Annotated in this window: 13 protein-coding genes; 11 read left to right on the top strand and 2 right to left on the bottom strand. The window is 65.5% G+C overall.

What is annotated here, in order from left to right; genetic code table 11:
• Window positions 1-62 precede the first annotated feature (62 nt).
• Window positions 63-1286, top strand: a complete 1224-nt coding sequence (locus ACFTOW_RS09645; protein WP_379915056.1) for a cytochrome P450 — start codon at window positions 63-65, stop codon at window positions 1284-1286.
• On the opposite strand, the gene ACFTOW_RS09640 is transcribed toward ACFTOW_RS09645, so the two are convergent.
• The gene (locus tag ACFTOW_RS09640) at window positions 1283-1750 is read right to left on the bottom strand and encodes a MarR family winged helix-turn-helix transcriptional regulator (RefSeq protein WP_379915054.1); all 468 of its coding nucleotides are present in this window, start codon (window positions 1748-1750) and stop codon (window positions 1283-1285) included. The genes ACFTOW_RS09645 and ACFTOW_RS09640 overlap by 4 nt on opposite strands.
• A 140-nt stretch (window positions 1751-1890) precedes the next feature.
• Between ACFTOW_RS09640 and ACFTOW_RS09635 the strand changes: the two genes are divergently transcribed.
• The 8 genes from ACFTOW_RS09635 to ACFTOW_RS09600 are packed head-to-tail and all read left to right on the top strand — an operon-like array spanning window position 1891 to window position 10148.
• On the top strand, window positions 1891-2832 hold the full coding sequence (locus tag ACFTOW_RS09635; protein WP_379915052.1) for a PDR/VanB family oxidoreductase: 942 nt from the start codon (window positions 1891-1893) through the stop codon (window positions 2830-2832).
• A gap of 11 nt (window positions 2833-2843) precedes the next feature.
• Window positions 2844-4184 carry an aromatic ring-hydroxylating dioxygenase subunit alpha gene (locus ACFTOW_RS09630; RefSeq protein ID WP_379915050.1) on the top strand — a complete coding sequence of 447 codons (1341 nt, stop codon included), beginning with the start codon at window positions 2844-2846 and terminating at the stop codon, window positions 4182-4184.
• Entirely contained in the window at window positions 4181-4660 is a 480-nt protein-coding gene (locus ACFTOW_RS09625) for an aromatic-ring-hydroxylating dioxygenase subunit beta (RefSeq protein ID WP_379915048.1), read from the top strand. The genes ACFTOW_RS09630 and ACFTOW_RS09625 overlap by 4 nt, the downstream gene beginning before the upstream one ends.
• Window positions 4657-6258, top strand: coding sequence for an AMP-binding protein (locus ACFTOW_RS09620; RefSeq protein ID WP_379915046.1), 1602 nt, complete (start codon window positions 4657-4659; stop codon window positions 6256-6258). Before ACFTOW_RS09625 ends, ACFTOW_RS09620 begins: the two co-directional genes overlap by 4 nt.
• A complete protein-coding gene (locus ACFTOW_RS09615; RefSeq protein WP_379915044.1) occupies window positions 6255-7421 on the top strand; it encodes a thiolase family protein in 1167 nt (388 codons plus the stop codon). The genes ACFTOW_RS09620 and ACFTOW_RS09615 overlap by 4 nt, the downstream gene beginning before the upstream one ends.
• Window positions 7418-8656 carry an SDR family NAD(P)-dependent oxidoreductase gene (locus tag ACFTOW_RS09610; RefSeq protein WP_379915042.1) on the top strand — a complete coding sequence of 413 codons (1239 nt, stop codon included), beginning with the start codon at window positions 7418-7420 and terminating at the stop codon, window positions 8654-8656. The genes ACFTOW_RS09615 and ACFTOW_RS09610 overlap by 4 nt, the downstream gene beginning before the upstream one ends.
• Window positions 8653-9432 carry a cyclase family protein gene (locus ACFTOW_RS09605; protein ID WP_379915040.1) on the top strand — a complete coding sequence of 260 codons (780 nt, stop codon included), beginning with the start codon at window positions 8653-8655 and terminating at the stop codon, window positions 9430-9432. The genes ACFTOW_RS09610 and ACFTOW_RS09605 overlap by 4 nt, the downstream gene beginning before the upstream one ends.
• Complete coding sequence (locus tag ACFTOW_RS09600; protein WP_379915038.1) at window positions 9429-10148, top strand: SDR family NAD(P)-dependent oxidoreductase; 720 nt, start codon at window positions 9429-9431, stop codon at window positions 10146-10148. Before ACFTOW_RS09605 ends, ACFTOW_RS09600 begins: the two co-directional genes overlap by 4 nt.
• Here the strand turns inward: ACFTOW_RS09600 and ACFTOW_RS09595 are convergent.
• Window positions 10138-11019, bottom strand: coding sequence for a LysR family transcriptional regulator (locus ACFTOW_RS09595; protein ID WP_379915036.1), 882 nt, complete (start codon window positions 11017-11019; stop codon window positions 10138-10140). The two genes, ACFTOW_RS09600 and ACFTOW_RS09595, sit on opposite strands and share 11 nt — an antisense overlap.
• A gap of 82 nt (window positions 11020-11101) precedes the next feature.
• Between ACFTOW_RS09595 and ACFTOW_RS09590 the strand changes: the two genes are divergently transcribed.
• On the top strand, window positions 11102-13288 hold the full coding sequence (locus tag ACFTOW_RS09590) for a xanthine dehydrogenase family protein molybdopterin-binding subunit (RefSeq protein ID WP_379915033.1): 2187 nt from the start codon (window positions 11102-11104) through the stop codon (window positions 13286-13288).
• Entirely contained in the window at window positions 13285-14238 is a 954-nt protein-coding gene (locus ACFTOW_RS09585) for a dihydrodipicolinate synthase family protein (RefSeq protein ID WP_379915031.1), read from the top strand. The genes ACFTOW_RS09590 and ACFTOW_RS09585 overlap by 4 nt, the downstream gene beginning before the upstream one ends.
• Window positions 14239-14284 lie beyond the last annotated feature (46 nt).

Below are 14284 nucleotides of genomic sequence, written 5' to 3'. Positions count from 1 at the left end.
TGACCATACGGTCGGTTTTTCTGTCAAGGATTTGCTTGGCCATACCTGGGAGGGGACACCGCATGACAGCCATCACCGCCAATCAGGCGCGCGCCTTTGATCTGGCCGCGCCGCCGCCGGGGTTCGTGGATAACCCGTTTCCGTGGTATGATGCGCTCCTGACCCATGCGCCGGTCCTGTCGCAGCCCGACGGTTCCGTGATCCTGACGCGTCACGCCGATCTTGAGCGTGTGTACAAGGACACGACGCTGTATTCCTCGGACAAGAAGGCCGCGTTTGCGCCCAAATATGGGCCCGGCAGCCCGCTCTACGAGCATCACACCACGTCGCTGGTGTTCAACGATCCGCCGCTGCACACGCGGGTGCGCAAGATCATGACCTCGGCGCTGACCCCGCGTGCGATTGCCCGGATGGAGCCGGGATTGAGGGCGACCGTCGATCACCTGCTGGACGCGATGGCGGACAAGCGCGAGGTGGACCTGATCGAGGATTTCGCCAGTTCGATTCCGATCCAGATCATCGGCAACCTGCTGGACGTGCCGATGGACGAGCGGGGACCGCTGCGCGACTGGTCGCTGGCGATCCTTGGCGCGCTTGAACCCACCCTGACTGACGCGCAATTGCAGCGCGGCCATGACAGCGTGACCGCCTTCAAGGCCTATCTGCAGGATCTTGTCGCCCGCCGCCGCGCCAATCCCGGCGACCCCGAGATTGACGTGCTGACCCGCCTGATCCGGGGCGAGGGCGCGGACGGGCAACTGAGCGAGGTCGAACTGCTGCAAAACTGCATCTTCATCCTGAACGCTGGCCACGAAACCACCACCAACCTGATCGGAAACGGACTGGCCCTGTTGCACGATCACCCTGACCAAAAGGAGCGCCTGCTGGACGATCCGACCCTGATCGCCCCGGCGGTCGAGGAAATGCTGCGATGCGCCTCGCCCAATCAGTTGGGCAATCGCGAAACCACCGCCGAGGTCACATTCGACGATCTGCGCATACCTTCGGGCACCAACCTGCATCTGGTGATCGCGGCCGCCAACCGCGACGGGGCCGTGTTCGACGCGCCGGATCGGTTCGACATCACGCGCAAGCCCAACCGGCACCTGGCCTTTGCGGGCGGGCCGCATGTCTGCGTGGGGCTGACGCTGGCGCGGCTGGAGGGCAAGATCGCCATCGCGCGGCTGCTGGAACGCTTTCCCGACTACCGCATCCTGCCGGGGCGCGCCCTGGGCGGGCGGATGCGGTTTCGCGGCTATGCGTGCCTGCCTGCGGTGATGGCTTAGGCGTCGGGCTCCAGCGCCTTCAGCAAGGCCGACAGCGCCTGTTTCAGCCGCGCGGCATCGCCGCCCTCCAGCTTGTCCAGCAAACCGGATTCGTGCGCGCGCGCATCCCTGACCAGCCGTTGTGCAAGGGCGCGGCCCGCATCGGTCAGCCAAACCCGCACACGGCGACGATCCTGCGCATCTCCGGCGCGGGTGACAAGCCCGCGCTCTTCCATCTGGATGATGATCTTGGTCAGGCGCGACTGTTCGAACAGTGACACGCGCGCCAGCCGGGTGATCATCTCGCCGTCGCGGTCATGCAGCCAGGCCAGCACCCGCCATTCCGGCACGCGCAACCCGTGGCTGCGCACATAGTCGTGGAACTGCGCGCTGGCAGATTCGGACGCGGCGGCCAGAAGGTACAGCAGGTAATCCGAAACGAATCCGTCGGTCGTGGCATCATCGGTATCGGTCGTCTGCGGCATGTTCGGCCTTTCGTGTCGCGGGCCTTTGAAAAGCCGGGAAATGCCCGGAAAGTCAACGTAAACCGGCCTGGCGGACCTGCCAAAGAAAAGTCTTGACCGATTTTATATGAAAATTCATATTTATTTGAACGGAGACCAACATGACCCAAAGCAAGCTGCGCATCGCGCGCATTCGCCCGCTGACAGACCGGATTTCGGAATTCACCCTGACCGCCCCTGACAGCGCGGACCTGCCCGTGTGGGACGCGGGCGCGCATATTCGCGTGGAGGTGCCGGGGGGTGACCGGGCCTATTCGCTGATCGCATGGGACGACACGCGCAGCGGCGCGGCCTATACGATCGCCGTGCAACGCGAAGAGGACGGCACCGGCGGGTCGCGCCACATGCATGCGCTGACCGAGGGCGACGAAATTGCAGTGACCCCGCCCAAATGCGATTTCCCCGTCACGCCCGATGCCCCTGCGGTGCTGCTGGCAGGCGGGATCGGTATCACGCCGATGATCTCGATGGCGCACGCGCTGCGCGCGGCGGGCACGCCGGTCACGCTGCACTATGCCGGGCGCAGCCGTGGGATGATGGCCTTTGCCGACGATCTGGCCGACAGTCTGGGCGATGCCCTGCACATCCATTGCGACGATGACAGCAGCGCGCTGGATCTGGACGCAGTGATCGGCGCGTTGGGGGCGGGGCATCTTTATATCTGCGGTCCGCGCGGCATGATCGACGCTGCCCGCGCCAAGGCTGCAACAGCGGGTATTCCGGCGGACCGCGTGCATGTCGAGCTGTTCGACAACGCGGCGCAGGCCGCGGGCGACACCGCCTTCGAGGTCGAAATTGCCAGCAGCGGCAAGGTGATCACCGTGCCCCCCGATCAAAGCATCATTCAGGCGCTGGAAGCCGCCGGTCACGATCTGATCTATGATTGCCAGCGCGGCGATTGCGGCATCTGCCAGACCGACGTGATTTCCGGAACCCCTGATCACCGCGACGTGGTCCTGTCGGATGCCGAAAGGTCCGAAGGCAAGGTCATGCAAATCTGCGTCAGCCGCGCCAGATCGGCCCGGCTGGTTCTGGACCTGTAAGGGAGACCAAGATGACACGTTACACCGACAACCCCGCTGCTGTCGCAGCCCTTGTGCGCGGCCGCGAGGTGCACCGCGATGTCTACATCGACGCCGAGGTTTTTCGGCTGGAGATGAAGCACCTGTTCGCCAACGCTTGGGTGTTCGTGGGCCATGACAGCCAGGTCCCGAACAAGGGCGATTATTTCACCACGCAGATCGGGGATCAGCCGGTGATCATGGTGCGCCACACCGATAACGAGATCAAGGTGCTCTACAACCGCTGCCCGCACAAGGGCACCAAGATCGCCATCGACCGCACCGGCAACACCGGCAAGTTCTTTCGCTGCCCCTATCACGCGTGGTCTTTCAAGACCGATGGCTGCCTTTTGGCGATCCCCCTGAAAAAGGGATACGAGGGCACCGGGCTGGACCAATCGCAAAGCGGTCAGGGGATGAAAGCCGTGGGCGCGGTGCACAATCATCGCGGTTTCGTCTTTGCGCGGCTGGCCGAGGAGGGGATTTCGTTTGATGACTTCTTTGGCGACAGCCTGTCCTCTCTCGACAACATGGTGGATCGCTCCCCGGCGGGGCGGCTCGAGGTCGCAGGCCCGCCGTTGCGTTACATGCATCAGTGCAACTGGAAAATGCTGGCCGAGAACCAGACCGATACCTGTCATCCGATGGTGGCCCATGAAAGCAGCGCAGGCACGGCGGTGCAGATCTGGAAAGAGATGGGTTATTCCGAGGATGACCCAAAGCCCCCCGCGATGGAGATCATCGCCCCCTTCATGTCGCCCTATGAGTTCTTTGAAAACATGGGGATACGGACCTGGCCCAACGGGCACGGGCACACCGGGGTCAATCACTCGATCCATTCGAACTACTCTGCCATTCCGGGCTATTTCGAGGCGCTGAGCGACACCTATGGCGCCGAGAAGGCCAAGGCGATCCTGGGCGAGAACCGGCACAACACGGTCTATTTCCCCAACATCATGATCAAGGGGCCGATCCAGCAGTTGCGCGTGTTCATCCCGCTGGCCGCCGACAAGACGCTGGTGGAAAGCTACATCTACCGGCTGGTCGATGCGCCGGATGAATTGCTGGCGCGCACGGCGATGTACAACCGGATGATCAACGCGCCCACCTCGATCGTGGGCCATGACGATCTGGAAATGTACGAGCGCGCCCAGGAAGGCCTGCATGCCGACGGCATGGAATGGGTCAACATCCAGCGCCTGTATGAAGAGGACGAGGATTTCGACGAGACCCGCGTCGAGAACGGCACCACCGAACGCCAGATGCGCAACCAGTTCCACGCCTGGGTCAAGTTCATGACCGCCGACATGGGCCAGCAGGAGGCGGCGGAATGACCATCACCCGCGATGACGTGATCGATTTCATCTATGCCGAGGCCCGGATGCTGGACGAGGGTCGGTTTGATGAATGGCTGGCGCTGTGGCTGGAGGATGGCCATTACTGGATGCCTCTGGACTGGAAACAGACCGATCCGCTGCATGTGACCTCGCTGCTGTATGAGGATATGTTCATGCTGCGCCTGCGGGTCCAGCGCCTGACCGGCGCACGCACCTTCAGCCAGAAACCCAAAAGCCGCTGTCACCACGTGATCCAGCGCCCGTTCGTGGACGAGATGGACCATGACGCCGGGCGCTATGTCACCAACACCAGCATGCATTACGTCGAAACCCGGCTGGACGATCAGTTCCTGCTGGCGCTGACCGCCACGCATGAGTTGCGGCTGCTGGATGGCGCGCTGCGGATTGCCAACAAAAGGGTGGACCTGCTGAACTCCGATGCGGCCTTCGGCAATATCCAGTTGCTGCCATGATCGCCCCCGATTGTCCCAACGTCTACGCGGCCTTTGCCGCCAGTGCCGCGCGCTGGCCGGATCGCGACATGCTGGCGGTATTGCCGGAAACTGCCGACATCTACGGGATCGAGGCGGGCAGCATACGCTATGCCATGGCCGCAGCACAGGTCGATGCGCTGGCCGACCGGCTGGCGGCGGCGGGCTATGGCGCGGGGCATCGGGTGATGGTGCTGCTGGAAAACCGGCCTGCGTTCTTCCTGTGGTTTCTGGCGCTGAACCGGCTGGGGGCCTCCATCGTGCCGGTCAACCCCGATCTGCGCGCGGCCGAACTGTCGTATATGGTGGGGCACGCCGAACCCGCGCTGGCGGTCTGTATCCCCACCCGCGTGGATGACCTGATGCAGGCCGCGCAGGCGGCGGGCGTGGACATGCCCGCGATCACGCCCGATGCCCCCCTGCCGCGCCCGCGCGACGGGGCGCAGCTGGCGCGGAACGAGGCCGCGATGCTGTACACCAGCGGCACCACCGGCCAGCCCAAGGGCTGCGTGCTGCCCAACGCGTATTTCCTGATGGCTGGGCGCTGGTATGCCGACGCGGGCGGGCTGTGCGAACTGACCACCGATGGTGAGCGGATGATCACTCCGTTGCCGATCTTTCACATGAACGCGATGGCCTATTCGCTGATGGCGATGATCGCCGTGGGCGGCTGTCTGATTGCGCTGGACCGGTTTCACCCGCGCACATGGTGGCAATCCGTGCAGGACAGCCGCGCGACCTGCCTGCACTATCTGGGCGTCATGCCCTCGATGCTGATGGGTCTGCCAGCCAGCCCTGAAGACACCAACCATACGGTCAGTTTCGGATTTGGCGCGGGCGTCGATCCCAAGCTGCACGCAGATTTCGAGGCGCGGTTCGGGTTTCCGCTGGTCGAGGCCTGGGCGATGACCGAAACCGGCGCGGGTGCCGTGATCTGCGCCAACCAGATGCCGCGCCGGGTGGGCGAAAGCTGCCTTGGCAAACCGGGGCCGGACCTGGATCTGCTTATTGTGGATGAGGCTGGCAATGACACGAGCGGTGCCCCCGGTGAGCTTCTGGTGCGCCATGCAGGCGACGACCCGCGCCGCGGGTTTTTCGCCGCGTATTACAAGAACCCGCAGGCCACGGACGAGGCATGGCAGGGCGGATGGTTCCACACCGGCGACATCGTGCGGCAAGAGGCCGACGGGTCGGTGTTCTTTGTCGATCGCAAAAAGAACGTGATCCGCCGCTCGGGCGAAAACATCGCCGCGGTCGAGGTTGAATCGGTGCTGATGCGCCACCCCGCCGTGCGCGCCGCCGCCGTCACCGCCGTGCCCGACCCCGTGCGCGGGGACGAGGTGTTCGCCTGCATCGTGACCGACGATCCCACGCCAGATCTGGCCCAATCCATCACCGACTGGTGCCTGACCCAACTGGCCTATTACAAGGCCCCCGGCTTCATTGCGTTCGTCGCGGCGCTGCCGCTGACTGCCACGCAGAAGGTCCAGCGCGCGCAGTTGAAAACCATGGCCACTGGCCTGCTGGATGATCCCGCCACCATCGACCTGCGCCATCTCAAGAAACGCGGTGCCGCATGACCGCTCATTACTATGACGGTGTGGTGCTGACCTGCCCGTTCACGGTGCCTTACGTGCGCTATGCCCATGAAACCGCGCACTATTGGATCGCCCGGGCCCTGCGCGGCACCTTGCAGGCGGGCGGACTGACCCCGCGCGATATTGATGGGCTGTCGGTCAGTTCCTTCACCCTGTTTCCCGACACGCCGGTGGGGCTGACCCAGCATCTGGGCCTGACCCTGCGCTATCTGGACAGCATCCCGATGGGCGGGGCCAGCGGCGTCGTGGCCGCGCGCCGCGCCGCCCGCGCGGTGCAGGCGGGTGATGCCGATATCGTGGCCTGCGTGGCGGGTGATGCCAACCGGATCGACAGTTTCCGCCAGCTTTTGTCGGCCTTTTCGCGGTTCTCGCTGGATGCATCCTATGGCTATGGCTTTGGCGGGCCGAATGCGACTTTCGCCCTGATCATGGATGCCTACATGGCCGAGTACGGCGCCACCCGCGCCGATTTTGGCCGCATCGCCGTGGCGCAGCGGGCCAACGCCCTGCGCAATCCAGATGCGTTGATGAAAAAGCCGCTGACGCTGGATGAGTACCTGAATGCGCGGATGATCTCGGACCCCGTGGCGTTGTTCGATTGCGTCATGCCCTGCGCCGGGGCCGAGGCGTTTCTGGTCATGCGCGAGGATGAGGCGCGCAAGCGTGGCCTGCCCTTTGCCCGGATGCGCGGCAGTATCGAGCGGCACAATGCCCATGCGGACGATCCGGTGCAGTTGCGCGGTGGCTGGGCGGTGGATATCGACGATCTCTATGCGCAAGCGGCGTGTGGGCCGCAGGATATGGACCTGCTGCAAACCTATGACGACTATCCCGTCATCTCGATGATGCAGATCGAGGATCTGGGATTCTGCCCCAAGGGCCAGGCGCCCGAGTTCGTGCGGGCGCATGATCTGACCGTGACCGGCGATTTCCCACACAACACCAGCGGCGGGCAGTTGTCGGTCGGGCAGGCGGGTGCGGCCGGCGGCTATCTGGGGACGGTCGAGGCGATCCGGCAGGTGACTGGCCGTGCAGGGCCGACGCAGGTGGATGGTGCACGGCTGGCGATGGTGTCGGGCTTTGGCATGGTCAACTATGATCGCGGCGTCTGTTCCGCTGTGGCGATACTGGAGGGCGCGGCATGACGCTGGAACGCCCGAAAAAGAAAGATCCGCAGGTCCGCACCCGTGTGCCGACCCTGCCGCCCGAAATGCGCTCGCGCGCGGCTCTGGGGCTGGCGGTGGCAGCGGCGCAGGGACGGTTCGCCTTGCAGCACTGTGCCGGGTGTGGCGCGGTGCAATACCCGCCACGCGATGCCTGTCATGTGTGCCTGTCGGATGATCTGCCCTGGAAAGATACGCATCCGTATGGGGTTTTGCAGGCCGAAACCCGCATCCATGCCTCGCCCGATCCGTATTTCCGCGAGCGTCTGCCGTGGCGCATGGGATCGGTGAAACTGGACGCCGGGCCGGTGGTGATGGCGCATCTGGTGGGCGTCAGCCGCGGCGACAAGGTGCGCATGGAATTGCGGCTGGACCGCGCAGGGCAGGGCGTGATGGTGGCCCTGCCGATGGACAAGGATGCCGATATGCAAGACGACCCTGTGCTGCGTGAAATGGGCACGCATCCGAAACACCGCCGCATCCTGATTTCCGACGCCACGCACCCCGTCACGCGCCCGTTGATCGACGCGCTGTTCGCCGCTGGGGCCGCGCATGTCTTTGCGGGTGTCCCCGAGATGTGGCGCAGGCCGCATGGGATCACCGCGATCGAGGGGCGGGAGAATGTCAGCCTGCTGCCGCTGGACGTGACCGACTCCCACAGCCTGAAAGAAGCCGCCAGCGAAATCGGCGGCAAGGTCGACGTCCTGATCAACACCGCGCGGCACATCCGCCCCGGTGGTGTTCTGGGCCATGACACCACCGCCGCACGGGACGAGATGGAGGTGAACGCCCTTGGCCTGATGCGTCTGGCGCAGGCCTTTGGCACCGGCATGGCGGGGCGCACGGCGGATGGGGTGAACGCCTCGGTCGCGTTTGTCACCATCCTGTCGGCCCATGCGCTGTCCCCCGATCCGGCCTATGGGGCCTTCAACGCCAGCCAGGCCGCCGCGCGGTCGATCGCGCAGACGCTGCGCGCCGAATTCCGCGCCAGCGGCTTGCGCATGGGCTGCGTTTATACCGGCCCGACGGATGATGACTGGCACCAGCCCTTGCCGCCGCCCAAAGTGGCGCCCAGGGCGCTGGCACGATCCATCGTCGATGGCCTGCAACGCGGGCTCGAGGATGTGTTCTGCGGCGACGTGGCCCGCGATCTGGCCGAGCGTTGGCAGCGCGATCCGGGCATACTGGAACGAGAAATCACGGGGGGCGGCGCATGAGCATCCTGACAGACCTGTCAACCGCGCTGGCGGGCGGCGAAGTAAGCGTGGTCGATCTGACCCATGCCCTCGATCCCGATTTTCCGGTGATCATCCTGCCGCCGGAATTTGGCCAATGTGCGCGCTTTCGCATGGAAGAGGTCAGCGCCTATGACCATCGCGGCCCGGCATGGCGCTGGCATAACCTGACGCTGAACGAACACACCGGCACGCATTTCGACGCGCCGATCCATTGGGTCTCGGGGCGTGACTGGCCGAATGGTGCGGTGGACGAGATTCCGGCGGAGCATCTGATCGGCCCGGTCTGCGTGATCGACTGCTCGGATGGGGCGGCGCGGGACGACGATTTCGAACTGACGCCCGGGATCATTGCGGCTTGGGAGGCCGAGCATGGCCGGATTCCCGCCGGGTCATGGGTGCTGATGCGCACCGACTGGTCCTATCGCAGAGGGGCAGAGTACCTGAACATGGCCGAGGATGGCCCGCACAGCCCCGGCCCGACGCCCGATGCGATCCGCCTGCTGCTGGAGCGTGACATTCGCGGGTTCGGCACCGAATGTGTGGGCACGGATGCGGGTCAGGGATCACATTACGATCCGCCCTATCCGGCGCACTACCTGCTGCACGGGGCGGGGAAATACGGGCTGCAATGCCTGAACAACCTTGATCGGCTGCCTGCCACGGGAGCGGTGCTGATCGCGCCGCCGCTCAAGATCAAGGGTGGCACCGGCAGCCCCCTGCGCGTGCTGGCACTGGTGCCGGGAGGGACGAAATGACCCAAACCGCCATCATCACCGGCGCGTCCAAGGGCATCGGGCTGGATCTTGCCCAACGCCTGCTGGAGCGTGACTACCGCGTCATCAACCTGTCGCGCAATGTGCCCGATTTCACGCATGAGCGGTTCGAGACCCTGCCAGTCGATCTGCTGGACGCCGAGGCCGTGGCGGCCACCGCCGCGCAACTGGCCGACCGTGGCGTGACGCATCTGATCCACAACGCCGGGCTGATCTGGCCCAACCTTCTGGAACAGGCCACACCTGCCGACATCACCGGGCTGGCGCAGCTGCACCTTGGCTCCGCCCTGACCCTGCTGCAAGCGGTGCTGCCGCGCATGAAGGAACGGCAATTCGGTCGCGTGCTGTTCAACGGCTCGCGCGCGGCACTGGGCGTGCCTACGCGCACCGCCTATGCGGCATCAAAGGCCGGGATGATCGGCATGGCGCGCACCTGGGCGCTGGAACTGGCACCGCACGGCATCACCGTCAACGTGGTGGCCCCCGGCCCGATCCAGACCGACAATTTCTGGGGCATCATTCCCAAGGGATCAACGCGCGAGGCAGAACTGGCGGCGCGGATACCTGTGGGCCGCCTTGGCCGGTCCGAGGATGTGTCGAACGCGTTCCTGTTCTTCTGTGCGCCCGAAAACAGCTTTGTCACCGGGCAGGTGCTCTATGTCTGCGGTGGGGCCAGTGTGGGCACGATCAGCCTTTAGCGCGCAACGCCCCCCGGATCGCGGCGCGCACCGCCAGCGTGGCCGGGGATGCCGCCCGGTCGCGTGCGGTGATCAGGGTGATTTCGCGGGCAACCACCGGCGCGGTCAAGGGCACGGCGCGCACCTGCCCCGCCGCCGCGCGGGCATAGGCGGGGAGAACCGCGCGGCCCAGCCCGGCGGCCACCAGCGCCAGCGCGGTGCCGATCTGATGCACCTCATGCGCCGGGCGCAGCGGGGCTTGTGCTGTCTCGAACCCCACCTCGGTCAGCAGGCGGATGCCGCTTTCGCGGGTCAGGGTGATAAACGGTCCCTGCGCAAGTGCTGTCCAGTCCAGCGTCTGCGCCGGATCGTCGCCCGCGACAAAGGCCATCAACTCGTCGCGCAGCACCGGCAGACGGTCGAACCCGTCCTCGCCCGCCGGAAAGGTGCCAAGGCCCAGGTCGGCCTGACCGGTCCGGATTTGCGCCATGATCGCGTCGGTGCCCAGATCGGCGATCCTGATCTGTATCCCGGGATGGCTGCGCGCCAGATCGGCCAGAACGCGGGGCAGGGCGGTGGCGGCCAGCAGCGGCGGGGCGGCCACGCGCACAAGCCCCTGGCGCAACGCGCGCATGTCCTGCACCTGATCCACGGCGCGGGCGATCTGCTCCAGCCCAGGCAGGGCATGGGCGGCAAAGGCTACCCCCGCCTCGGTCAGATCCACGCGGCGGGTGGTGCGGTCGAACAGCCGCGCGCCAAGGGCGGTTTCCAGATCACGGATCACGGCCGACAGCGCGGGTTGCGACGTGCCCAGCCGCTCGGCCGCGCGCGAAAAGCTGTGCAGCTCGGCCACGGTGCGAAAGGCGGTGATCTGGCGCAGTGTGATGATCATGTGCTTTTCATATCAGAATGGTTATGAATTTATATCATCCTGTCTGATTGCGATATGAAAAATCCTGCGCCCTAATGGTGGGATGGATGGCACAGGCAAACAGACATCATGGATGGGGCAGGCCATGCCCCGGCGCGAGGACCCGGCGCTGCTGCGCGGGCAGGGCCGGTTTGTCGAGGACATCGCGCCAAAGGGCTGTGTCTTTGTCGAGTTTCTGCGCAGCACTGTCCCCTCAGGGACCATAACCGCGCTGGATGCGGCGGATGCGCGTGATTGCGAGGGCGTGCTGGCGGTCTATACCGCCGATGATCTGGGCGAGTTGGGGCAATCTGCGGTCAATGCCCTGATCCCCGGCGCGCCGATGCGCCCCTTTGATGTGCTGGCGCGCGGCGCGGTGACTCATGTGGGTCAGCCCATCGCCGCCGTCGTTGCCACCAGTCGTGACGCCGCACGCGACGCGGTCGAGGTGATCTGGCTGGAGATCGAGGATACCGAAGCCGAAACCGCGACAACCCCTGTCGCCCAATGGCGGGGCGGTCCAGCGGATACGCCCGCAATGACCATCGCGTCCCGCGTCGATCACGCCCGCGTTGCCCCCTTTGCGATGGAGCCGCGTGCCTGTCTGGCCGAACCTGTGGGCGATGGCTTGCGGGTCTGGATGGCGACCCAGACGCCGTTCCGGGGGCGGGACGATCTGGCGCGTATCCTGGGGATGGACCGTGCCGCCGTGCAGGTGATTGCCCCCGACGTGGGCGGCGCGTTCGGTGGCAAGGCGTCGATCTACCCCGAGGATGCGATGGTGGCCTTTGCCGCGCGCGATCTGAACCTCCCGGTGAAATGGACGGCCAGCCGCTCGGATGAATTCATGGCCGCCACCCAAGGCCGGGGTGCGCAAAGCCAGGGCTCGCTGGGGATTGACGCGGACGGGCGGATCACCAGCCTGACAGCGCGGATGACTTACGACCTTGGCAGCTGGACGCCCTACAGCGCCTATGCCCCGGCGCGCAACGCGGGGCGCATCCTGCCGGGGCCGTATGCCATCCCGTCGGTGACGGTGGATGTGGCGGCGGGGCTGTCCAACACCGCGCCGATGAACATCTATCGCGGCGCAGGCCGCCCCGAGGCGGCGATGCTGATCGAGCGGCTGATGGACAAGGCGGCGCACAAGGCCGGGATCGACCCGCTGGACATGCGCCGCCGCAACCTGCGAGACGGGCGGGTGCCGGGACCGTCTGTTGCGGGCGAATGGATCGACACTGGCGACTATGCCGCGCTGCTGGACGCGCTGGAAATCCGCGCCGGGTATGCCACCCGCCGCGCAGATCAGGCGCAGCGGCGCCGCGCGGGCGAAGTGGTGGGGCTTGGCCTGTCGCTTTACATCGAACCCTGCGGGCAGGGGTGGGAGACCGCGCGCGTTTCGCTGTCCCCGCAGGGACGGTTTATCGCCTACACGGGCAGTTCGGCACAGGGGCAGGGGCGGCAGACCGCCTGTGCGCAGATCGTGGCCGATGTCTTGGGTGTTTCGCCCGATTGCGTCGATGTGGGGTCGGGTGACACTGCCGATCTGGACAACGGCATTGGTGCGCTGGCCAGCCGGTCCACCGCGATTGGCGGCAGCGCGATGCGGCTGGCGGCGATCACCCTGCGCGCGCAGATCGCCACCGCACTGGGCGTCAACGATCTGGAAACCGATGCGCGCGGGGCCTGTGTCAACGGCTCTCATCTGTCATGGGATCAGATCGCCGCGCGCCTGCCGGAGGCGGCCCGCACCGCCGATGAAACCTATACTGCCGCGCACGAAGCCTGGGCCAGCGGTGCCGCGATGGCGCAGGTGGCGATTGACCGCGAGACCGGCCGCGTGACGGTCGAGGATCTGATCTGGATCGACGATGCCGGAACGGTGGTGAACCCGCTGCTGGTTCAGGGGCAGTTGTGGGGCGGGCTGGCGCAGGGGCTGGGCTGTGTCCTGTCCGAACGTTTGGCCTATGACGGCGATGGCCAGCTTCTGACCGGCAGCCTGATGGATTACGCCGTGCCACGCGCGAATGACATGCCGCGTGCCGTGGCGCTGCACAAGCTGCCCACCCCAAGTGCGGCCAACCCGCTGGGCGCAAAGGGCGTGGGCGAGGCCGGGTGTATCGCCGTTCCGCCTGCCGTCCTGAACGCGTTGCAGGATGCGATCCTTCCATTCACCGACACCGATCTGCCGCTGCCCTCCACGTCGGAAACCCTGTGGCGCGCGATCAATTCAGTACAGGAGGCGACATGAAATACTCTCGCAAGGACGCCAAGGCCCATTCCCGCGCCACCATGCGCGGCATCTGGGCCGCCGCGCTGATGCCGTTCCGCGCCGACGGGTCGATCGACGAGGACGGGTTTCGCGCCAACATGGATCACTGGATCGACGATCTTGGGATCGACGGGTTCTTCATCGCCGGCAAGCAGGGCGAGTTCTTTTCGATGTCGGTCGAAGAGCGCAAGCGCAACTTTGATCTGGCGGTTCAGGCGGCCAACGGACGGGCGCAGACGATCATGTCCTGTTCGGATCAGAACATGGATGTGGTGATCGACCTGGCCCGCCACGCGCAGGACTGCGGCGCAGATTACATCGTGGTGCACGCGCCGATCCTGCATTTCCACAAGGCGCAGGATGAAACCCTGATCCGGTACTACGAAACCATCGCCGAAAAGGTGGATATCGGCATCGCCCTTTGGTCGCATCCCGACAGCGGGTATCTGATGTCGCCAGAGCTATGCGCGCGGCTGGCCGAGATCGAGACCGTGGTGGCGATCAAGTATTCGGTCCCGCGTGACATGTACGTGCGGCTGACGGACCTGGCGGGCGACAAGATCCTTGTGTCCACCGCCAGCGAAGAGGAATGGCTGGACAACATCCTGGAGCTGAACTGGCAGCTGTATCTGTGCTCGTCCCCGCCCTACCTGATCCAGACCGCCAAGGACCGGCGGATGCGCGACTATACCGATCTGGCCTTTGCCGGACAGGCGGAGGAGGCGCGCAAGGTCGCGGCCAGTCTTGATCCGGTGCGCCACGCGCTGAAATCGACGCGCCCAGCCGAAAAGCCGCACGCGCATCAGAAATACTGGCAGGATCTGCTGGGACAGGTGGGCGGCCATGTGCGCGCGCCGCTGCTGGACCTGACCGAGGACGAAAAGGCCGCCACGCGCGTGGCGTTTGAAAATTGTGGCCTGACCCTGTGACAGGGCGGAAAACTTGTGAAACACTGAAATCATGAAGGGGAGATGA

Origin of the sequence: Lacimonas salitolerans (assembly GCF_042677865.1) — a bacterium.
Lineage (GTDB): Bacteria > Pseudomonadota > Alphaproteobacteria > Rhodobacterales > Rhodobacteraceae > Lutimaribacter > Lutimaribacter salitolerans.
Note: the sequence above shows the minus strand (reverse complement) of the source record. Positions and strands in the feature narration are given on the sequence as shown.

Coding starts and splice junctions, on each gene's coding strand:
- ACFTOW_RS09645 (WP_379915056.1), top strand. CDS start 63: ATGACAGCCATCACCGCCAATCAGGCGCGCGCCTTTGATCTGGCCGCG.
- ACFTOW_RS09640 (WP_379915054.1), bottom strand. CDS start 1,750: ATGCCGCAGACGACCGATACCGATGATGCCACGACCGACGGATTCGTT.
- ACFTOW_RS09635 (WP_379915052.1), top strand. CDS start 1,891: ATGACCCAAAGCAAGCTGCGCATCGCGCGCATTCGCCCGCTGACAGAC.
- ACFTOW_RS09630 (WP_379915050.1), top strand. CDS start 2,844: ATGACACGTTACACCGACAACCCCGCTGCTGTCGCAGCCCTTGTGCGC.
- ACFTOW_RS09625 (WP_379915048.1), top strand. CDS start 4,181: ATGACCATCACCCGCGATGACGTGATCGATTTCATCTATGCCGAGGCC.
- ACFTOW_RS09620 (WP_379915046.1), top strand. CDS start 4,657: ATGATCGCCCCCGATTGTCCCAACGTCTACGCGGCCTTTGCCGCCAGT.
- ACFTOW_RS09615 (WP_379915044.1), top strand. CDS start 6,255: ATGACCGCTCATTACTATGACGGTGTGGTGCTGACCTGCCCGTTCACG.
- ACFTOW_RS09610 (WP_379915042.1), top strand. CDS start 7,418: ATGACGCTGGAACGCCCGAAAAAGAAAGATCCGCAGGTCCGCACCCGT.
- ACFTOW_RS09605 (WP_379915040.1), top strand. CDS start 8,653: ATGAGCATCCTGACAGACCTGTCAACCGCGCTGGCGGGCGGCGAAGTA.
- ACFTOW_RS09600 (WP_379915038.1), top strand. CDS start 9,429: ATGACCCAAACCGCCATCATCACCGGCGCGTCCAAGGGCATCGGGCTG.
- ACFTOW_RS09595 (WP_379915036.1), bottom strand. CDS start 11,019: ATGATCATCACACTGCGCCAGATCACCGCCTTTCGCACCGTGGCCGAG.
- ACFTOW_RS09590 (WP_379915033.1), top strand. CDS start 11,102: ATGGATGGCACAGGCAAACAGACATCATGGATGGGGCAGGCCATGCCC.
- ACFTOW_RS09585 (WP_379915031.1), top strand. CDS start 13,285: ATGAAATACTCTCGCAAGGACGCCAAGGCCCATTCCCGCGCCACCATG.